Here is a 20,090-nt window from a genome sequence, read left to right on the forward strand (position 1 = left end):
CACCAGGACAGCCGGCCGGGTCAGCACGGCGCGGGCGAGGGCGAGCCGCTGCCGCTGGCCGCCGGAGAGGCTGCTGCCGCCGGCGCGGACCGGGCGGTCCAGCCCGTCGGGGTGCAGACGGACGACGTCGTCGGCGGCCGAGGCGGTGAGGGCCGGGGCGAGCGCGTCGTCGTCGTGCTGCCCGCCCGGGTCGACGGTGGTGCGCAGCGTGCCCTCCGTGATGCCGCCGTGGTGCGCGACGACGAGCAGGTGCCGGCGACGTCCGGCCACGGACAGCTCGGCGAGGTCGACGTCGCCGAGGCGCGCGCGTCCGGAGTCGAGGTCGAGGTCGCCGGAGAGCAGGGCCACCAGGGCGTCGGAGACCGCAGGCTCGTCGACCGCGACGGCGACGAGCTCGTCGTGGCGCAGGTGCAGGCTGAGCCCGTCGAGCGGACCTGCCACGACGTCGTCGAGCACGAGCTCGGGCCGGTCCTGGCTGGGCGCGCGACCTCCGGGTGCGAGGACGCGAGGCGTCGCGAGGAAGTCGACGATGCGCGCGGCTGACGCGCGCGACGCCGCGAACTGCGCGCTCACGTCGCCGAGACCGCGCAGCGGCTCGGCGAGGAACTGCGTGAGGCCGACCAGCGCGATCAGCTCGCCGAGGCTGATGTCGCCGTCGAGGGCGCGACGTCCGGCGAGCAGCGCGACCGCGGCGAGCAGCAGGCCGCTGAGCGCGGTGGTGAAGCCGTCGAGGTAGCCCCAGGACCGGGCGACGGCGACGGTGTCGTCGCTCGCCCGGGTGCTCGCGGCACGGTAGCGACGCAGGGCCACGTCCTCGCCGCCGATGCCCTTGAGCGGGCGCAGGCCCTCGAGCAGGTCGGCCGCGAGTCCCGAGGCGGCCGCCGTGCTCTCCTGCTGCCGGGCGGTGCGGCGTGCGACCAGCGGGGCGAGCGCCTGGATCGCGACGAGCACGGCGGGCACCCCGAGCAGGATGAGCAGGCCCAGCACGACGTCGACGCGGAGCACGTACGCGGCCGTCACGAGCACTGCGACGAGGGACGCGATCGCGTAGCCGAGCTGGTGCAGGGCCATCGGCACGAGGTCGGCGTCGGACGTCGCGATCGAGAGGGTCTCGCCGGCGAGCCGGTCGGTCCGCGCGCCCCGGGGGTGCAGCACGTGCCCCGCGACCTCGACGCGCAGCGCGTGCGCCTCGCGCTCGATGCCCTGCTTGATGAAGCGCGCACCGAAGCGGTAGCCGTTGCTGAGCACCACGAAGAGCGCGACGAGCACGCCGAGCGTCCAGGCGAGGTCGCCGAGACCGCCGCCGTCGACGGCCTGGTCGACGACGAGCCCGATGACGACGGGCACGAGGGTCTCGCTGAGCTGCCAGAGCGTCAGCAGGGGATAGCCGCGGCCGAGCTCGCGTCCGTTGCGGCGCAGCGCCCGGCGGAGCAGGGCACCGGCGGTGGCCGGCGCGGTGGTGGGTGCGTCGGGCGACGTCGTGCTCGTGCCGCGTCCACGTCGTCCCATGCGAGTGAGGTTAGCCTAACTCGTCGTCGTCCCGACCGGCGGTCGCGACGACGACGGGCCGTGGCTCACACGCCGTGCGTGGTGCGCGGGTACTCCGCGGACACGTCGGTCATGACGTTCACGAGGTAGGGCACGCCCGACGCGAACGCGCGGTCGAGCGCCGGCCCGATCTGCGCGGGGTCGGTCACCATCTCGCCACCGCCGCCGAGCGCGGTGACGACCTGGTCGTAGCGCGTGTGCGGTGCGAGGTCGGCGGCGACGTCGTAGCCGTAGAGCATCTGCATGGGGCTCTTCTCCAGCCCCCACGCGGAGTTGTTGCCGACGACCATGACGACGGGCAGGTCGTGGCGCACGAGGGTGTCGACGTCCATGAGCGACATGCCGGCGGCGCCGTCGCCGAACAGCACGACGACCTGGCTCGAAGGTCGCGTGATGCGGGCCGCCATGGCGGCGCCCATGCCGGCGCCCAGGCAGCCGTAGGGTCCGGGGTCGAGCCAGCCGCCGGGTCGCTGCGGCTCGACGAACTTCCCGGCGAACGACACGAAGTCGCCGCCGTCGCCGATGACGACGGCGTCGTCGGCGAGGCGGGGGAGCAGCTCGCCGTAGATCCGTGCCGGGTGGATGGGGTCACTGGCCGACGCGAGCAGGTCGACGTCGCGCGCGGCCGCGGCGGAGACGAGGTCCTGCAGCTGGCCGAGCCAGGACGACCAGTCCGGCCGGGAGCCGGGCGCCGACTGCAGTGCGGCCAGGATGCCGTCGAGCACGAGCGTCAGGTCGCCGGCGGCCGACCCGGCGAGGTCGGCGTGGGTCGAGAGCTGGCCGGGGGAGTCGGCGAGGTGGACGACCCGCGCCGGCGTGGCGCCGTCCTTGCCCCCGAAGACGCCGTAGCCGAGACGGAAGTCGAGCGGCGTGCCGGCGACGACGACGAGGTCGGCCCCCGAGAACGCGGCGGAGCGGGCCTTGGTGACGAGCTGGGGGTGGCCACCCGGCAGGAGCCCGCGACCCATGCCGTTGGCGATGACGGGGATGCCGGTCTCGGCGGCGAAGCGCGACGCGGCGTCCTCGGCGCCGTCGGCCCAGACGTCGGTCCCGAGGACGAGCACGGGGTGGTGGGCGTCCTGCAGGAGTCGAGCGACGCGGTTCAGGTCGTCGGCGTCGGGCTGCAGGGGAGCCCGGTCCGGACCCGTGGCGGCGCCCAGGGGTCCGGCGTTGAAGAACTCGTCCATCGGGACGTCGACGAAGGTCGGCCCGCGGTGCGAGGACCCGGCGCGGTTGAACGCCTCGTGGACGGTGGGGGCGATGTCGGCGAGGGTGTGCGCGGTGGCCGCCCACGTCGAGACGGTCTCGAAGATCGGCGGGTGGTCGAGCTCCTGCAGGGTGCCCATGCCCCAGCGGCCGGCCGGGGCGCGGCCGCCGACGACCACGAGCGGCGACCCGGCGAAGTGGGCCTGCGCGACCGGGCTGACGCCGTTGGTGACGCCCGGGCCGGCCGTGAGCACGGCGAGGCCCGGGGTGCGGGTCAGCTTGCCGACGGCCTCGGCGGCGAACACGGCGGTCGGCTCGTGCCGTACGTCGATGATGGGCATCGGGTCGTCGGCGGTGACCGCGGCGTCGTACATGGGGAACACGTGGGCGCCGGAGAGCGTGAACATGGCCTGCACGCCGTGGGCGCGGGCCACCTCGAGCGCGTGGACTCCCCCGTGCGCGGAGCGCACATCATCTGCACTGTGTGCAGTGGGGGCGGAGCTCTCGCCGTCGGCGTCAGGGGTGGCCGCGGACTCGTCGGTCTGTGACATGGCTCGCACGCTACTGCACGGCGGTGTCGTTGTCCGGTGGGCCGTCGGGGGCGTCGAGGGGGCGGGCGCGGGTGGTCTGCCGGTACAGCCAGGGGCTCTCGCCGCGGATCTGGTCGAGGACGGCGAGGAGGAGGTCGGCGCGGTGGGCCGGCTGCTCGGCGAACAGCTCCGCGTCGCCGCGCAGGTCGGCGCGACCCTGGACGCCGAGGGCGAGCTGCAGGTGCAGGGCGCGCAGGAAGGACGACGTGTTCTTGGCGGTCGGGGAGGGCCACTCGTCGTCGAGGTGGCCGCGGGTGCGGGGTGCGCGGACGCCTGCGCCGAGGCGGGCGAGCCAGGGCTCGACGATGCTCGGGTCGAGCGCGTTGCGGTGCAGCGCGGTCATGACCGCGTAGGCGAGGCGGTCGTCCTCGCCGTGGCGCCAGACGTAGGAGGTGGGGGTGAGCACGCGGTCGGCGATCACGTCGAGCAGCACCGTCAGCTCGAGCCGGTCGAAGTGGCGTGAGCGGGCGAGGGCGGCGAGCAGGTCGGCGCCGTGGGCGATGGCGTGGGCCCATCCCTGCTCGGGCACCCAGCCGCGGTGGTCGAGCTCGCGGACGTACCAGCTGGTGGCGCGGTCGCCCCAGCCCAGGACGGTGGAGGACGGCAGGACGTGCAGGGTGTTGTCGCGCCCGACGATGTCGGCGAGCAGGAGGGCGCTGTAGGAGCGTCGGACGACCGAGACGTCGCCGTCGTGGCCGAGCCCGTACCGCAGGCCGGGCGCGACGCCGTCGCCGAGCCCGCCGAGGAGGTCGTCGTACACGCCCGTGGAGATCCACGTGGTCAGCAGCGGGTAGGCGAGGTCCTCGCGGAGTCGAGGGTTCGGGTGGCCGAGCATCTCGACGAGCTCGGCGGTGGACTCGTCGAGGGAGCGGTCGAGCGGAACCTGTCGACCGGTCCGCACCACGGCCTGCCAGTACGCCTCGGACATCTCGACCATCGTGCCAGAGGGGTCCTGGTCTGCAGTGGCGCGGCTAGGGTGGGCGCGTGCCGACGCCCGACGACATCATCCGGTCGCAGACGGCTCTCGCGCCCGCCGACGTGGGCTGGGTGCACGCGCTCGTCGCGGACTGGCAGATCCTGGCCGACCTGTCGTTCGGCGACCTGGTGCTGTGGGTACCCGACGCGGAGTCCAAGGGGCTGTGGGCGGTGGCGCAGATCCGTCCGACGACGGGCGCGACGACGCTGCTGGAGGACGTCACCGGCACGTTCGTGCCCGCGGAGCGCTCCCCGGCGGCGGGTCGGGTGCTGGCGGGCGAGGGTGCGCAGGACGACGACGACCCGGCGGTCGGCGACGGGCTGCGGGTGCGGCTGGTGCCGGTGCGGCGGGGTCCGGACACGATCGCGGTGCTGGCGGTGCGCAGCGGCCGCGACGCGCGGGCCACGAGCCACCTCGAGGTGACGTACCGGGCGTGCGCCCAGGCCTTGGTCGCCATGGTCGCGCGTGGCGAGTTCCCGACTCCGGGCAGTCGCTCCGACCTGGCCGACTCGCTGCGGGTGGGAGACGGGTTCATCCGGACGCGCGCCGACGGCACGGTCGAGTACGCGAGCCCGAACGCCCTGTCGGCGTACCGCCGCCTGGGTCTGCACGGCGACCTGCAGGACGTCGACCTCGCCGAGGTGACGGCAGCGTGCGTCGGCCGAACGCCGACGGACCTGAGCACGGCGGCGGCGCTGGGGGGCATGGCTCCGGCCGAGGCCGAGGTGGTCGGCGCGGAGGCGACGCTGCTGCTGCGGGTGATCCCGGTGACCCGCGAGGGCGCACGGGGTCGCGGGGAGCGTGACGGTGCCGTCGTGCTGCTGCGCGACGTGACCGACCTGCGGCTGCGGGAGAAGCAGCTGCTGTCGAAGGAGGCGACGATCCGGGAGATCCACCACCGGGTCAAGAACAACCTCCAGACGGTGGCGGCGCTGCTGCGGCTGCAGGCGCGGCGCATGGACGTGCCGGAGGCGCGGGCGGCGCTCGAGGAGGCCGTGCGGCGCGTCGGCTCGATCGCGCTGGTCCACGAGACGCTGAGCCAGGGGTTCGACGAGAGCGTCGCGTTCGACGACATCGCCGACCGGCTCCTGCGCTCGGTGCTCGACGTCGGCGGTCCTCAGGTGCGCGCGGAACGGATCGGGGCGTTCGGCCTGCTGCCGGCGGAGGTGGCGACCCCGTTGGCGATGGTGCTCACGGAGCTGGTGCAGAACGCCGCCGAGCACGCGTTCCCCGACGGCGCCGGTCGGGTGACGGTGGCGGTGAACCGGATCCGCGACCGGCTGCGCATGCGGGTGAGCGACGACGGGGTGGGGCTGCCGGCCGACTTCGACCCGACGCGCAGCCTGGGCCTGTCGATCGTCTCCACGCTGGTGGAGAGCGAGCTCGGCGGCGCGCTGGAGTTCGAGTCGCGCCCCGGGCGTGGTGCGACGGTCGCCATCACGCTGACGCTCTGACACCTCGATTTCGACGTCGGTGTGGGCGATCGCGGCGGGCACAGGGCCCCGGCGGGGGTTCCGGGCCGTGGGCGGAGAAGTGCCCGGACGTCGAGAACCCCGTACCCAGGCTCGGGTACGGGGTTCGGACGCGTGCGGCGTGGAACGTCTCAGGCGGTGCGAATACGCGCCCGGGCGTTGCGACGCTTGAGGGCACGACGCTCGTCCTCGCTCATGCCTCCCCAGACGCCATGGTCCTGACCGGACTCGAGTGCCCACTGCAGGCACTGCTCACGGACGTCGCAGCGGCGACACACGACCTTCGCCTCCTCGATCTGCATGATCGCGGGGCCGGTGTTGCCGATGGGGAAGAAGAGCTCGGGGTCTTCATCGAGACATGCGCTGTGGTGGCGCCAGTCCATGACGACAGCTCCTTCCCTTGTGTGTGCAGGCGCGCAGGGATGTCCGCCCAGGGGAAGACCAACGCGCCGCGTTCATCGTTTCAACAAAAGGCGCGTCGCACAAGAGATAGCACGGTGGGTCGATGTCTGTTGAGTCACACAGGTCATACCAAAGGAGGCATCGTGGTCCTGGGGCGGGTGGCGACGGGGGCGTGGTCCTAGGCTGGCGGGGTGAGCGAGACGAGCGACCCGACCCCCTCGGACCAGCCCGACGGGAGCCCTGTCGCGCCGCGCGGACCTGCCCGGACGCTGCTGCTCGTGTCCGGCGTCGTCGTGGCGCTGCAGGCTGCTGGACTGCTGGCGATCACGGTGCTCGAGCTGGCCTCGGTGGAGGCCGACCGGGTGGGGCTGGGGATCAGCACGGCGGTCTTCCTCGGTGCGCTCGGCGTGCTGCTGCTGGTGGCGGTCGTCCAGGTGCTGCGCGGTCGGGCCTGGCCGCGCGGCTTCCTTGTCTTCTCCCAGCTCCTGTGCCTCGCGCTGTCGTTCAACTTCCGCGGCGACGCCCCGTGGATCACCCCGACGCTGGCGGGCGGCGCGGCCGTCGCGCTGGTGTGCCTCCTGTCACCTCCGGTCACCCAGGCGCTCGGACGCCACGATCCCGTGTGAGAATGGGCGGCGGCATCACCTGCCGCGCTCCCGTGTCCGCGGGCCCGCCGTGCACCTACCGGTCGCGGGCCGCGTCGACGCCGTCCTGCTCCGGGTCCGCCCCGTGAGCCCCCGCCCTCAGCGAGAGAGAAGCTGCCGCCCCATGGTCGCCACCGACTCCACCACCTCGACGTTCGACGCGTTCGACCCCACCGACCCCGTGTTCGCGCTGCACCGCGGCGGGAAGATGCAGGTCGCCGCGACGGTACCGCTGCGTGACGCCGACGACCTGTCGATGTCGTACACGCCGGGCGTCGCGCGGGTGTGCGAGGCGATCGCCGCCGACCCGGACCTGTCGCACGACTACACCTGGGTGTCCAACACGGTGGCGGTCATCACCGACGGCACCGCGGTGCTCGGTCTCGGCGACATCGGCCCGGCCGCCTCGATGCCGGTGATGGAGGGCAAGGCCGTCCTGTTCAAGCAGTTCGGCGGCGTCGACGCCATCCCGGTGGCGCTGGCGACGACCGACGTCGACGAGATCGTCGAGACGATCGTGCGCATGGCCCCGACGTTCGGCGGCGTGAACCTCGAGGACATCTCGAGCCCGCGGTGCTTCGAGATCGAGGAGCGGCTCATCGAGCGGCTCGACATCCCGGTCTTCCACGACGACCAGCACGGCACGGCCGTCGTCACGCTGGCCGCGCTCATCAACGCCGTCCGGCTGACCGACCGCGACATGCAGGACCTCAAGGTCGTCATCTCCGGCGCCGGCGCTGCCGGTGTGGCGATTGCGAAGATCCTGCAGTCGGCGGGGGTGCACCGCATCAGCGTCGTCGACCGCCAGGGTGTCATCCACCCCGGGCGCGACGACCTCAACAGCGTCAAGCAGTGGCTCGCCGACCAGACCGCCGACTGGGCGCGTCCCGGGACCGTGGGCGACGCGCTGGAGAAGGCCGACGTGTTCATCGGCGTCTCCGGTGGCACCATCCCCGAGGAGGACGTCGCGCGCATGGCGCCCGACGCGATCATCTTCGCGATGGCGAACCCGAACCCGGAGGTGCACCCCGACGTCGCGCACCGCTACGCGCGGGTCGTGGCCACGGGGCGCTCGGACTTCCCGAACCAGATCAACAACGTGCTCGTGTTCCCCGGCATCTTCCGCGGCGCGCTCGCGGTGCGTGCGACGGCGATCTCCGAGGGCATGAAGCTGGCGGCCGCTCACGCGATCGCCGAGCTCGTCGGCGACGACCTGAGCGAGTCCTACGTCATCCCGTCGCCGTTCGACCCGCGGGTGGCCGACGTCGTCAGCCGGGCCGTCACGGAGACCGCCCGCCGTGAGGGCCTCGCGCGCCGTCCCTACTGATCCGCTCGATACTGGACGCGGTACCTCATCCGGGGCCGGGCTCCGCCTGGCCGTCGCCTGCTCGAAGGAGTCGCATGTTCGCCGTCTACGCCGGTCAGATCAACCCCGAGAACCCGCTCGAGGGGCTGGTGGTCGGGGACCGTCCCGACCCCGAGGTGCCGGACGGCTGGACCACGGTGACGGTCAAGGCGGCATCGATCAACCACCACGACGTGTGGAGCCTGCGCGGCGTCGGCCTGCGCGAGGAGTCGTTGCCGATGATCCTCGGCTGCGACGCGGCGGGCTACGACGAGGACGGCAACGAGGTGCTCGTGCACGCCGTCGTCAGCGACCCGTCGTGGCGCGGTGACGAGACGCTCGACCCCAAGCGCTCGCTGCTGTCGGAGCGCCACCAGGGCACGTTCGCCGAGAAGGTGGCGGTGCCGACGCGCAACGTCGTGCCGAAGCCGGCAGGTCTGTCGTTCAGCGAGGCGGCCTGCCTGCCCACGGCCTGGCTGACCGCCTACCGGATGCTGTTCACGCAGTCGGGGCTCAAGCAGGGCGACACCGTGCTCGTGCAGGGCGCCGGCGGTGGGGTGGCCACCGCCCTCATCACGCTGGCCCGCGCAGCCGGGTTCCGGGTGCTGGCCACGAGCCGCGACGAGGACAAGCGCGCCAAGGCGCTCGAGATCGGCGCGCACGAGGTGTTCGAGTCCGGGGCGCGACTGCCCGTGAAGGTCGACGCCGTCATGGAGACGGTCGGCGCCGCCACGTGGTCGCACTCGGTCAAGTCGATGCGTCCGGGCGGCACGATCGTCATCTCCGGCGCGACGTCGGGTGACGCGCCGAAGGCGGCCGAGCTGACCCGCATCTTCTTCCAGCAGATGCGCGTGCACGGCTCCACCATGGGTACGCGCGACGAGCTCCACGCGCTCGCGCAGTTCATGGACGTCACCGGGACGCGTCCGCTCATCGACAGCGAGATCCCCATGGCCGACGCGGCCCAGGGTCTGCAGCGCGTCGTCGACGGCGACGTCTTCGGCAAGATCGTCCTGACGCTCTGACCTGCGGCCCGGCCGCCGACGTCAGAGGACGCCGGCGGCCAGCAGGGCGCTCGTGGCGCCCAGCAGCACCACCAGGAACAGCACGTTCACCACGGTGAACAGGCCGAGGAACGCGCGGGTGCCGCCGGGTCGCAGCAGCTGGTAGCGGCGCAGGGTGATCAGGCTCGCGAGCGACGCCACCACGGTGCCGACCCCGCCGACGTTGACGCCCAGCAGGAGCGCGCGCCAGTCGTCGGTGAAGGGCGCGTAGATCAGCGCGGTCGGCACGTTGGAGATCAGCTGGCTCCCGGCCACGCTCCAGAGCAGGACGTGCTCCTGCAGCAGGTCCTGCAGGAACCCGCTGGCCTGCGGCACGCGCTCCAGGTTGCCGGCGAAGACGAAGAACAGCATGAACGTCGCGAGCAGCCCGTAGTCGACCGACCGCAGGGCCCGCCGGTCGACGACCGCCACCACCGCGACGACCACGAGGCCCGCCCAGACCGGGAGCGCACGCACGACGAGCGCGACGGCGACGCCGAACAGGACCAGGTGGACGGCCGCCGGTCGCCAGCGCACGGACGTCCGGGAGGTGACCGGTCGGATGGGGCCGCCCGGGACGCGCAGGCACGCGAGCACGAGCAGCGCGATCGACAGCACGAACGGGATCGCCATGACGGCGACGAGCTGACCGACCGACAGGTGGAAGTACTGGTAGAGGAAGAGGTTCTGCGGGCTGCCGAACGGCGTGATCATGCCGCCAAGGTTCGCCGCGACGGTCTGCAGCACGAAGACGTAGGCCAGGTGCTCCTCGTCGCCCGTCGCACGCAGGGCGAGCGCCGACAGCGGGAGGAAGGTCAGCAGCGCCATGTCGTTGGTGATGAGCATCGACCCGAGCGCGGTCAGCAGGACCAGCCCGACGACCAGCGTCCGCCGACCACGCAGGACCCCCACGGCCCCCTCCGCCGCGGCGGTGACGAGGTGCGTCCGGTCGAGCGCGCTGATGACCGTCAGGAAGCACCACAGCCCCACGAGCGTGCGGTACTCGGGATAGTGCAGGTACTCAGCGCTCGGCGGCACGAGCAGGCAGGTCAAGGCGGCCGCGACGGCCGTCGCGGTGAGGAAGGGGTTGGCGGTCAGCAGGTGCCGGACCCGCGCCGCGACCCCGCGGTCAGCCATCGTCGTCCCGGTCGTCGGCGAGCACGTGCCGCAGGTAGCGCCCCGGTGCCTCGAGGTAGGCGCGCCAGTGGGCGACGAGGTCGAGCGACTCCCAGCTCGTCTCCCGCAGCCCCCACGGACCGACCTCCAGGATCCGTGCCCCCGGCAGCGACGCGACGACGGGGGAGTGGGTCGCGCACAGCACCTGACCCCCCGTCGCGGCGATGTCGTGGAGGGTGCGCAGCAGCGCCAGGCTCGAGGAGAACGACAGCGCGGCCTCGGGCTCGTCGAGGCAGTAGAAGCCGGGGGAGTCGAAGCGTCGGCGCAGCACCTCCAGGAAGGACTCCCCGTGGCTCATCGCGTGCAGGTCGGGGCCGCCGACACCCTCCTGGTACGTGTACCAGCCGTGCATCGTCTCCGCGCGCAGGAAGAAGCCCCACCGCCCCGACCCCACACCTCGCTGCAGGGTCAGGGCCGTGTGCAGGGCCGACTCGCTCGGTCGCGAGCGGTGCTGCCCGTGCGGGCTGCCGCCCTCCGGCGACAACCCGTAGGCGATCGCCACCGCCTCGACGATCGTCGACTTCCCGGCCCCGTTCTCGCCGACGAGGAACGTGACCCCGGGCGCGAGGTCGAGACCCTCGCGCAGCACCTGCTGGACGGCGGGGACGTCGTCGAGCCAGGGGTCGAGATCACCTGCGCCCTCCGGGATCACCCGGACCACGGGCGGCTGGTCGAACCTCACCGGGACAGTGTGGCAGTGGGGGAGGACAGGAGCGTGCTCAGCCGCGTCCGCGGCTGGTCGAGTAGACGAGCACCGCGAGGGACGAGCGTGTGCGGGCTGTGGAGCCATCGCAGCAGGGGCGTAGCCGCGATGGAGCGAGACCACTCGGCAGCGGCTCAGCGGTTTCTACTCAGGGGTGATGAGGTCTGGACGCTCGCCAGGTCTCGATACAGACCGACGCCTTCGGCGTGTACTACTCGACCTGCCGATCTCGTTCGCTCGCAAAGCTCGCTCAGAGATCGTCATCATCATCGTCGAGGCGGGCGAGCCAGGTGGCCAGCCGCTCGACCGGCACCTCGAAGTCGGGGTGCAGGTCGACGAACTCGACGAGCCGGTCGGCCAGCCACGCGAAGGAGATCTCCTCCTCGCCGCGGCGGGCCGCCAGCTCCTCGATGCCTCGATCGGTGAAGTACACGGCTCAGGCGAACGCCGCGTCCATCAGCTCACGCTGCTCGGCGTCGTGCCGCGACTTCGAGCCCACGGCCGTCGTCGACGACGCCGGGCGCGACACGAGCGTCAGCGCACCGGACGCCACGGCGTCGGGGTAGTGCAGCGCGGCGTCGGGCCACGGACCCTGGTTCGCGGGCTCGTCCTGCACCCAGCGGACGTTCTTCACGCCGCTGAAGCGAGCGAGCTCGGTCTTGATCTGCTCGACCGGGCGCGGGTACAGCTGCTCGAGGCGGACGATCGCCGTCGTCGGGTCGTCGCCCTCACGCTTAGCGCGCTCGTCGAACAGGTCGTGCGCGATCCGGCCCGAGCACAGCAGCACCGTGTCGACCTTCTCGGCGTCGACGGAGTCGTCGCCGATGACCGGACGCCACTGGCCCGACGTGAACTCGTCCGGCTGCGACGCCGCGCTCTTGCGACGCAGCAGCTGCTTGGGCGTGAACACGATGAGCGGACGGTGCTGGCCCTCCAGCGTGTGCCGACGCAGCAGGTGGAAGTACGACGCCGACGTCGACGGCTGGGCGATCGTCATCTCGTCGTTGGCGGCGAGCTGCAGGAACCGCTCGATGCGCGCCGACGAGTGGTCCGGCCCCTGGCCCTCGTAGCCGTGGGGCAGGAGCAGCACGACGCCGGACTTCTGGCCCCACTTCGTCTCACCGGAGGAGATGTACTCGTCGATGACCGACTGGGCGCCGTTGACGAAGTCGCCGAACTGCGCCTCCCACAGGGTGAGGGCCTCCGGACGCGCCACGGAGTAGCCGTACTCGAAGCCGAGCGCGGCGTACTCGCTCAGCAGCGAGTCGTAGATGTAGAACGTCGCCTGCTCGTCGCCGACGTGCGACAGCGGGGTCCACTCGCTGCCGTTGTTGCGGTCGATGATCGTCGCGAAGCGCGAGGAGAACGTGCCGCGCCGCGAGTCCTGGCCGGCGAGGCGCACAGGGCGACCCTCGAGCAGCAGCGACCCGAACGCGATGATCTCGCCCGTGCCCCAGTCGATCGGGCCCGTCTCGATGGACTGGGCGCGACGCTGCAGCTGGGGGAGCACCTTCGGGTGGACCGTGAAGCCGTCGGGCACGGACGTGTAGGCCGACGACACGGCCTTCATGACCTCGGGGGACACGGCCGTCTCGAGCGCGCCCTCCTGCTCGGGCTTCTCGGGGTAGTCGGGGGTGCGCGTGTAGTCGGCGTCGGAGGAGGTGGCCTCCTTGACGTCGGCGAAGTTGCGCTCGAGCTGGGACTGGTAGTCCGCGAGGGCGGCCTCGGCCTCCTCGATGGTGATGTCGCCACGACCCACGAGCGCCTCGGTGTAGAGCTTGCGCACCGACTTCTTCGCGTTGATCGTGTCGTACATCAGCGGCTGCGTGAACGACGGGTCGTCGCCCTCGTTGTGGCCGCGGCGGCGATAGCAGACCAGGTCGATCACGACGTCCTTGTTGAACGTCTTGCGGTACTCGTAGGCGAGGTCGGCGACGCGGATGCACGCCTCCGGGTCGTCGCCGTTCACGTGCAGGATCGGCGCCTGGACCATGCGGGCGACGTCGGTGCAGTAGGTCGAGGAGCGCGACGACGACGGGCTCGTCGTGAAGCCGACCTGGTTGTTGACGATCACGTGGATCGTGCCGCCCGTGCGGTAGCCGCGCAGCTGCGAGAGGTTCAGCGTCTCCGCGACGACACCCTGGCCGGCGAACGCGGCGTCGCCGTGCACGAGGACCGGCAGCACCGGGAACTCGGCACCGCGGTTGAGACGGTCCTGCTTCGCGCGGGTGATGCCCTCGAGCACCGGGTCGACGACCTCGAGGTGCGACGGGTTGGCGGCCACCGACACCTTGATCGTGTCGCCGTGCTCGGAGCGGAACTCGCCCTCGACGCCCAGGTGGTACTTGACGTCGCCGGAGCCCTGCACCGTGCGGGGGTCGATGTTGCCCTCGAACTCGCGGAACACCGTGCCGGCGCTCTTGCCGGCGATGTTGACGAGGACGTTGAGACGGCCGCGGTGGGCCATGCCGATGCAGACCTCCTCGAGGCCGTCGGCGGCAGCCTCCTCGCAGATCTCGTCGAGCAGCGGGATGGTGGTCTCCCCGCCCTCGAGGCTGAACCGCTTCTGGCCGACGAACTTCGTCTGCAGGAAGGTCTCGAACGCTTCGGCCTGGTTGAGCTTCAGCAGGATGCGCAGCTGCTCCTCGCGCGGGGGCTTCGTGTGGCCCACCTCGATGCGGTCCTGCAGCCACTGACGCTCGCCCGGGTCCTGGATGTGCATGTACTCCAGGCCGATGGAGCGGCAGTAGGAGTCGCGCAGGACGCCGAGGATCTCGCGCAGCTTCATGAAGCGCTTGCCCGTGCCGCTCGCGAACGAGCCGGTGGCGAACTCGCGGTCGAGGTCCCACAGGGTCAGGCCGTGCGACGCGGTGTCGAGGTCGGGGTGGCTGCGCTGGCGGTACTCGAGCGGGTTCGTGTCGGCCATGAGGTGACCGCGCACGCGGAAGGCGTGGATCAGCTCGAGCACGCGCGCCTGGCGGTGCACCTCGTCGTCGTGGCTGACGGCGATGTCCTGGGCCCAGCGGATCGGCTCGTAGGGGATCCGCAGCGCCTGGAAGATCTCGTCGTAGAAGCCCTCCTCGCCGAGGAGCAGCTGGTGGATCCGACGCAGGAACTCGCCCGACTGCGCACCCTGGATGACGCGGTGGTCGTAGGTCGAGGTCAGCGTCATCATCTTGCTGACAGCGAGGTGGGCGATGGTGTGCTCGGACGCGCCCTGGAACTCCGGCGGGTACTCCATGGAGCCGACGCCGACGATGACGCCCTGACCCTTCATGAGCCGCGGGACGGAGTGGTTGGTGCCGATGCCTCCGGGGTTGGTGAGGCTGGCGGTGGTGCCCTGGAAGTCGGAGACCTCGAGCTTGCCGTCGCGGGCCTTCTTGACCATCGCCTCGTACGCCTGCCAGAACTGCGCGAAGTTCATGGTCTCGGCGGCCTTGATGGACGGCACGAGGAGCTGGCGCTCGCCCTTGGCGTTCTTCGTGTCGATCGCGAGGCCGAAGTTGACGTGCTCAGGCTTCAGCTGGACCGGCTTGCCCTTCTCGTCGATGTCGTAGCCGGTGTTCATCTCCGGCATGGCCGTGAGGGCCTTGACGACGGCGTAGCCGATGAGGTGGGTGAACGACACCTTGCCGCCGCGGGCGCGGGCGAGGTGGTTGTTGATGACGATGCGGTTGTCGAAGAGCAGCTTGACCGGCACCGAGCGCACGCTCGTGGCGGTGGGGACCTCGAGGCTGGCGTCCATGTTGGCCGCGGTGCGCGCGGGCGCGCCCTTGAGCGGCACGCGCTCGACCTCGCCCGGACCCGAGGGCTGGGGCGCGGCCGACGTCGACTTCGGGTCGGTGGAGCGGCCTGCGGGACGTGCAGCCTGCGGCTTCTTCGCCGGCGCCTTGCTCTCCGCAGGCTTCGCGGCGGCGGGCTCGGCCTTCTTCGGCGCGGGTGCCGCAGCGGCAGGCTCGGGCTTCTTCTCCGGGGTCTTCGCGGGGGCGGGCTCGGGCTTCTTCTCGGCGACCGTGGCGGCTGCCGGCCCAGAGCCGTTCGCGGACGTGCCGTTCGCCGAGGTGCCGTTGCGCGCGGCCCCGTTCGAGGAGGGGGCGGTGCCGTTGTCCCGCAGGAGCGCCGCGCCGTCACCCTCCTCGAAGAACGTCACCCAGGTCGGGTCGAGGGAGGCGGGGTCCGCCTTGTACTGGTCGTACATCTCCTCGACGAGCCACTGGTTCGTCCCGAAGTCGGGGGTTGACGGGTCATGTGAGGACTCGGCCACGGCCTCGATCGCCTCTTCCGGTTGGTTCCCTGCGCACTTGGACACGGTGCGACTCAAGACTAGCGCGCTGGCCCGGACGCTCGACGTCCGGTTCGCCCTGCCTGGAGCCGTGTCTCCCACCGTCCCACGGGGTGATCCTCGTCGCACCGCGATCGCGTCGATCGGGGCGGCGGAACAGGGTCGGTGCGCGGGGGTGCGGCTGCCTCAGGCCACGCTGACGACGACGTCGGACAAGCCGTGGAACGTGGCGAGCGCCGCAGCCTCGTGGTGGAGCGAGGACCGGTGAGCGCGCGAGAGGGTGGCGCCGGTGTGCACGACGACCGTGAGCGTGCCGGCGCGCACCGAGCGGTTCCAGTGGCCCGCGAGTCGACCGTCGAGCACGAGGAGCCCCGCGCCGGACATCGTCGCGATGTACCCCGCGCCGACCTCCGTGCGCAGGTCGGCGTCGCGCACGTAGGAGACGAGCTCGTCGAACTGGGAGAGCAGCAGCGCCGCGGGCACGTCGGCCCGGTGGTCGTCCAGCTCGTCCTGCGGGTGCGGCGACCAGAGCCGCCGGCCCTCGAGCTCGACCTCGTGCAGCCCGGCGTCGGCGACCGCCCGTCGCGCCTGGGTGAGGGTGAGGCTCGACCACCACGCGAGGTCGGCCGGGGTGAAGGGGCCGTGCCCGCGTGCGTAGGTGGCGGCGAGCCACGCCCGTTCGGCGTCGACCCCCGCCGTGCTGGGCGCGAGGTCGAGCGGTCGGTAGCGGTGCGGGCCGCCCGGGTCGCGCCGTCCGGCCACCTCGCCGCGGAGCTCGGCGGCCATGACGATGTGCGCCAGGAGGTCGCCACCGAACGGCGTCCCCGCGTCGTCCAGGCGAGCGGCGACGTCGTCGCGGGTGCACCCCGGGGCATCGCGGACCGCGTCCACGACCACCTCGCTGGCCGCGGCCAGGGCCGACTCCTCGAGGCCCTGGCGCCGGACGTGGGGCAGCAGCTGGCCCATGACGCGGTCGCTGGTCGCGGCGACCACGCGAGGGAGGTCGTCGACGTGCACGTGGTGCCAGGTGGTGCGCAGGACGTGCGTCCGGACGACCCCGCCGGCGTCGAGCTGGTCGAGGACGTCGGCGAGCGGAGGGGTGCCGCAGCGGCGGGCGATGCTCCAGGGCGCCGTGGTGTGCTCCTGCGACTGCACCGCCCCGAGGTGGCGCACCACCGCGGTGGCGTCGGCGAGTGGAGTGCCTGCGAGACGCTGGGACCACAGCCGGTACGGCGCGAGTGACTGGTGCACCCGATGATGCTCCCACCCGGCACGGACAGGACGGCTCCTCCGCGCGGGTGCCTCGCCGGCGACCGCCGTCTCAGGAACCGAGCGCGTCCTGCAGCGCCTGCCCGACCTTGCCCGCGGCCTTGACGTTCTTGCGGCCGTCGAGGAGGGCCTTGGGCTTGTCGTCGAAGCCTCCCGCGGTGATCTCGACCGACGCCCCGTCGTCCGTGGGCGTCACCGTCGCGACGTACTCGTGGCCCCACGAGAACGCCGTCTTGCCGCTGGTGAAGCCCACGGTGCGCGATGCGTCGTCGCGGGCGACCTCGGTGTAGGGCGGCGCGGACGCGAGCTCCGTGAGGGCGGCGAACGTCCGCTCGGCGTCGTGGGTGGTCGTGACGGTGGTGCTGCGCGGTGCGTGCACGGGATCCCCTCCTGGTCGGTGACGGGGCCGCCCCCCGCCCGCCACCGACGCTAGGGCGAGCCACCCGTCCGACGCCAGCGACCCGCCCGCTGCGTGACAGCATCGACGCATGCGCACCCCGATCCCGGACTACCTCGCCCAGGTGCTCGACGAGTGCGGTGGCGACGACGGCGAGGTCGCCGACTACATCGCCGAGCTCGCGCAGGCCGACCCCGACCGGCTGGCGATCGCCGTGGCCACGCTCGACGGCGTGGTGGCCACGGCCGGCGACGCCGACGTCGCGTTCTCCATCCAGTCGATCTCCAAGCCGTTCACGTACGCGCTGGCCATCGCCGACCAGGGTCTGGACGCCGTCGTCGAGAAGATCGACGTCGAGCCGTCGGGCGACGCGTTCAACGAGATCTCCCTCGAGCGTGGCTCGGGGCGTCCCCGCAACCCGATGATCAACGCGGGGGCGATCGCGGCCCACGCCTTGGTCGCAGGACCCGGCTCCGACGAACGCTTCGAGCGGGTGCGCTCCTTCTACTCCCGGCTCGCCGGGCGCGAGCTCGACGTCGACGAGGCGGTCTTCGAGTCCGAGCTGGGCACCGCCGACCGCAACATGGCGATCGCCTACATGCTGCGCACCGTCGGCATCCTCGAGGGAGACCCGCCGGACGTCGTGCGCGGCTACACGCGCCAGTGCGCCGTGTCGGTCACCGTCCGCGACCTCGCACGCATGGCCGCGGTGCTCGCGGGGCAGGGCCGCGCGCCCGACGGGGAGCAGCTGCTTGAGCCGCAGGTGGCACGGCAGGTGCTGAGCGTCATGGCCACCTGCGGCATGTACGACGCCGCGGGCGACTGGCTCACGACGGTCGGCATCCCGGCCAAGAGCGGCGTGGCGGGCGGCCTGATCGGTGTCCTGCCAGGCCAGGTGGGCATCGCCGTGTTCTCGCCACGGCTCGATCGGCACGGCAACAGCGCGCGGGGCGTGCGCGTGTTCGAGCGGCTGTCGCGCGACATGGGCCTGCACCTCATGGAGGTCTCCGACGTGGCGCGCTCGGTGGTGCGGCGGGACCTGCGCTTCGTCGAGGCCGAGCGCGTGCTGCGCAGCCTGGAGGAGGAGCCGGAGGGCGAGGCGCCCGTCGTGCTCGACCTCGAGCGGGTGCACCGGGTCAACGACGTCGCGCGTCGGATGCTGCTGGAGGGGGTGCGCCGGCTGCACCTCGACGGGCACGACGTGCGGCTCGTCGACCCGTCCGCGGTGCTCGGCGGCGGGGACGGGCAGGGGCCCGACGCGGGCGACGGCTACGTCCCCGAGGTGTTCGAGGACGCAGCCGCCGCCGTGGGGGAGTGAGCCGGCTCAGCTCTCCAGGGTCGCGTCGAGGGTGATCTGGTCGACCGAGGCGAGCGCCTTGCTGAGCGGGCAGCCGGTCTTCGCCTCCTCCGCGGCCTGCTGGAAGGTGGCGTCGTCGACGCCCTCGACCTCGCCGCGCACGGTCAGCGCGATCGTGTGGATCTTGAAGCCGCCGTCGGCGTCGTCCTTGCCGAGCGAGACGTCGGCCTTCGTCTCGATGGAGCGGACCGTGCCGCCGTTCTTCTCGAGGACGGCGGTCAGCTGCATCGTGTAGCAGGCGGAGTGCGCCGCGCCCAGCAGCTCCTCGGGGTTGGTGACGCCACCGCCGTCCTCGGACGAGCGCTTGGGGAACGACATCTCGAACGTGCCGAGGCCGGAGCTGGTGAGCTCGACCTGACCGGATCCGTCCTCGAAGCCGCCGTCCCAGGCGGTGCGAGCAGTGCGAGTAGGCATGGTGTCTCCTGCCGGTGGGTGGGATGTGTACCACCGACGCTACGAGCGTGAGGAGGTCCCGCAACCTGACTCGTGCGGCGGGGCGACGTCAGTCGAGCGTGAGGTCCTTGAACCAGGAGTCGGTCACGTAGTCGGTCTCCCAGCCCATCGACAGGTAGAGCTGGTCGGCCGACGTGGGGGAGTCGGCGTCGACCTCCAGGCCGACGCGGTTGCGGCCGCGTCGGGCGGCGTCGCTGATGACCGCGGCGAGCAGCGACTTCGCGACACCGCGTCCGCGGGCGTGCCGGTTGACGCCGATGTACTCGACGTAGGTGCCCTCCGGGCCGCCGTGCTTGCCGGGCAGCACGGAGCACACGACGGTGCCGGCCGGCACCTGCTCGCCGTCCTCGTCCGTGACGTAGGCCAGCCACCACTGGTCCCACCGGTGCCCAGGCTCCTCGCGCATGCGCTGCACGAACTCGGGGAAGGACTCGCGGTAGTTGTTGAAGTGGTCCTCGAAGGACGTCTCGAGCATGTGGTGCACCGTCTGCAGGTCCGACGCGACGGGGAACCCGTTCTCGTGCTTCTCGACGGTGCGCACGAGCACGCCCTCGCGGGGCTCGAGGTCGGCGTCGCCGTCGCGCACGGGCCGCTCCATGTGCAGCCACGTGCGCCGCTTGGCGTAGCCGGCCTGCTCGAGCCAGCCGGCCTGGCGGGTGTCGTCGGCGAACGGGCTCTCGTCGAGGCGGGTGGCGTCGATGCCGCGGATGCGCGCCATGAGGATCGCCACCTCCTCCGCCCACGCGTAGAGCACACCGGCGATCTCGTCGACCTCGGCGACGTCGCGGTCGAAGTACCCCCACACGAGGGCGCGTCCCGCGGCGCGGTCGTGGACGGTGATCCAGGCGATGGGCACGTCGTCGTCGCCGACGGCCACGAGCTGGCGTCGCGTCCACGACGCCTGCCCCGCGACCTCGTTCTCGATGCCGGCCGGGTCGACGTGCGCCTCGCCCGTGCCCTGCAGCTCATCGAGGTGGCGCAGGCGTACGAGGGCGTCGACGTCGCCGTAGGTGGGGACGCGCGCGGTCCAGGGGCCGGGCAGGTCGGGGACGTCGATCTCGGTCGGGGCGGTCTCGTCTGCTGGGCTCATCGGGTCATGAGTCTCCCACCTCCGCCGTCTCGCGCGCGTCGGCCCTGGGGGAGGTGGGGGGTCTGGGGTTGCTGGCGGGGGCTGCGGGGGTCTCGTCGCGCTGGTGCGGTGCCTGCGGGGTTCTCGCCTTGCTGGTG

Annotated in this window: 17 protein-coding genes; 5 read left to right on the plus strand and 12 right to left on the minus strand. The window is 72.3% G+C overall.

Features of this window, described 5'->3' with window-relative positions; translation table 11 throughout:
- From A6Q79_RS05530 to A6Q79_RS05540, 3 genes are all read right to left on the minus strand, one after another.
- The coding region (locus A6Q79_RS05530; protein WP_317696979.1) for an ABC transporter ATP-binding protein at window positions 1–1,509 on the minus strand (1,509 nt) is incomplete at its 3' end.
- 65 nt (window positions 1,510–1,574) lie between these two features.
- Window positions 1,575–3,305 carry an acetolactate synthase gene (locus A6Q79_RS05535; protein ID WP_286690866.1) on the minus strand — a complete coding sequence of 577 codons (1,731 nt, stop codon included), beginning with the start codon at window positions 3,303–3,305 and terminating at the stop codon, window positions 1,575–1,577.
- Window positions 3,306–3,315: 10 nt separating this feature from the next.
- A complete protein-coding gene (locus A6Q79_RS05540) occupies window positions 3,316–4,272 on the minus strand; it encodes a DUF2785 domain-containing protein (protein ID WP_083516588.1) in 957 nt (318 codons plus the stop codon).
- A 56-nt stretch (window positions 4,273–4,328) separates the two neighbouring features.
- Here A6Q79_RS05540 and A6Q79_RS05545 point away from each other — a divergent pair, with 56 nt between their 5' ends.
- Entirely contained in the window at window positions 4,329–5,774 is a 1,446-nt protein-coding gene (locus A6Q79_RS05545; RefSeq protein WP_067856177.1) for a sensor histidine kinase, read from the plus strand.
- Between the two features lie 149 nt (window positions 5,775–5,923).
- On the opposite strand, the gene A6Q79_RS05550 is transcribed toward A6Q79_RS05545, so the two are convergent.
- A complete protein-coding gene (locus A6Q79_RS05550; RefSeq protein WP_067856180.1) occupies window positions 5,924–6,175 on the minus strand; it encodes a WhiB family transcriptional regulator in 252 nt (83 codons plus the stop codon).
- Between the two features lie 210 nt (window positions 6,176–6,385).
- Between A6Q79_RS05550 and A6Q79_RS05555 the strand changes: the two genes are divergently transcribed.
- The 3 genes from A6Q79_RS05555 (at window position 6,386) to A6Q79_RS05565 (ending at window position 9,208) form a co-directional block, all read left to right on the plus strand.
- Window positions 6,386–6,820, plus strand: a complete 435-nt coding sequence (locus A6Q79_RS05555; protein WP_067856182.1) for a hypothetical protein — start codon at window positions 6,386–6,388, stop codon at window positions 6,818–6,820.
- Between the two features lie 142 nt (window positions 6,821–6,962).
- Entirely contained in the window at window positions 6,963–8,165 is a 1,203-nt protein-coding gene (locus A6Q79_RS05560) for an NADP-dependent malic enzyme (RefSeq protein WP_067856185.1), read from the plus strand.
- Window positions 8,166–8,239: 74 nt separating this feature from the next.
- Window positions 8,240–9,208 carry a zinc-binding dehydrogenase gene (locus A6Q79_RS05565; RefSeq protein WP_067856188.1) on the plus strand — a complete coding sequence of 323 codons (969 nt, stop codon included), beginning with the start codon at window positions 8,240–8,242 and terminating at the stop codon, window positions 9,206–9,208.
- Window positions 9,209–9,229: 21 nt separating this feature from the next.
- On the opposite strand, the gene A6Q79_RS05570 is transcribed toward A6Q79_RS05565, so the two are convergent.
- From A6Q79_RS05570 to A6Q79_RS05595, 6 genes are all read right to left on the minus strand, one after another.
- Window positions 9,230–10,363, minus strand: a complete 1,134-nt coding sequence (locus A6Q79_RS05570) for an SLC13 family permease (protein ID WP_286690549.1) — start codon at window positions 10,361–10,363, stop codon at window positions 9,230–9,232.
- Window positions 10,356–11,084 carry an AAA family ATPase gene (locus A6Q79_RS05575; protein ID WP_286690550.1) on the minus strand — a complete coding sequence of 243 codons (729 nt, stop codon included), beginning with the start codon at window positions 11,082–11,084 and terminating at the stop codon, window positions 10,356–10,358. Before A6Q79_RS05575 ends, A6Q79_RS05570 begins: the two co-directional genes overlap by 8 nt.
- Before the next feature lie 271 nt (window positions 11,085–11,355).
- Window positions 11,356–11,538: a DUF6104 family protein gene (locus A6Q79_RS05580; RefSeq protein ID WP_067856197.1), complete on the minus strand. Its 183-nt coding sequence runs from the start codon at window positions 11,536–11,538 to the stop codon at window positions 11,356–11,358.
- Between the two features lie 3 nt (window positions 11,539–11,541).
- Window positions 11,542–15,369: a multifunctional oxoglutarate decarboxylase/oxoglutarate dehydrogenase thiamine pyrophosphate-binding subunit/dihydrolipoyllysine-residue succinyltransferase subunit gene (locus tag A6Q79_RS05585; protein ID WP_286690551.1), complete on the minus strand. Its 3,828-nt coding sequence runs from the start codon at window positions 15,367–15,369 to the stop codon at window positions 11,542–11,544.
- A 204-nt stretch (window positions 15,370–15,573) separates the two neighbouring features.
- Window positions 15,574–16,638 carry a winged helix DNA-binding domain-containing protein gene (locus tag A6Q79_RS05590; protein ID WP_286690552.1) on the minus strand — a complete coding sequence of 355 codons (1,065 nt, stop codon included), beginning with the start codon at window positions 16,636–16,638 and terminating at the stop codon, window positions 15,574–15,576.
- Between the two features lie 70 nt (window positions 16,639–16,708).
- Complete coding sequence (locus tag A6Q79_RS05595) at window positions 16,709–17,035, minus strand: hypothetical protein (protein ID WP_067856206.1); 327 nt, start codon at window positions 17,033–17,035, stop codon at window positions 16,709–16,711.
- A 109-nt stretch (window positions 17,036–17,144) separates the two neighbouring features.
- On the opposite strand from A6Q79_RS05595, the gene A6Q79_RS05600 reads away from it, so the two are divergent.
- On the plus strand, window positions 17,145–18,371 hold the full coding sequence (locus A6Q79_RS05600) for a glutaminase (RefSeq protein ID WP_317697009.1): 1,227 nt from the start codon (window positions 17,145–17,147) through the stop codon (window positions 18,369–18,371).
- 6 nt (window positions 18,372–18,377) lie between these two features.
- Here the strand turns inward: A6Q79_RS05600 and A6Q79_RS05605 are convergent, their stop codons facing one another.
- Together A6Q79_RS05605 and A6Q79_RS05610 are read right to left on the minus strand one after the other, a co-directional pair.
- A complete protein-coding gene (locus tag A6Q79_RS05605; RefSeq protein ID WP_286690554.1) occupies window positions 18,378–18,824 on the minus strand; it encodes an OsmC family peroxiredoxin in 447 nt (148 codons plus the stop codon).
- 88 nt (window positions 18,825–18,912) lie between these two features.
- On the minus strand, window positions 18,913–19,953 hold the full coding sequence (locus A6Q79_RS05610; protein WP_067856215.1) for an N-acetyltransferase: 1,041 nt from the start codon (window positions 19,951–19,953) through the stop codon (window positions 18,913–18,915).
- Window positions 19,954–20,090 lie beyond the last annotated feature (137 nt).

The sequence above is a fragment of the Aeromicrobium sp. REDSEA-S32_B7 genome, assembly GCF_001626145.1.
In the GTDB taxonomy this organism is placed as follows: Bacteria; Actinomycetota; Actinomycetes; order Propionibacteriales; family Nocardioidaceae; genus Aeromicrobium; species Aeromicrobium erythreum.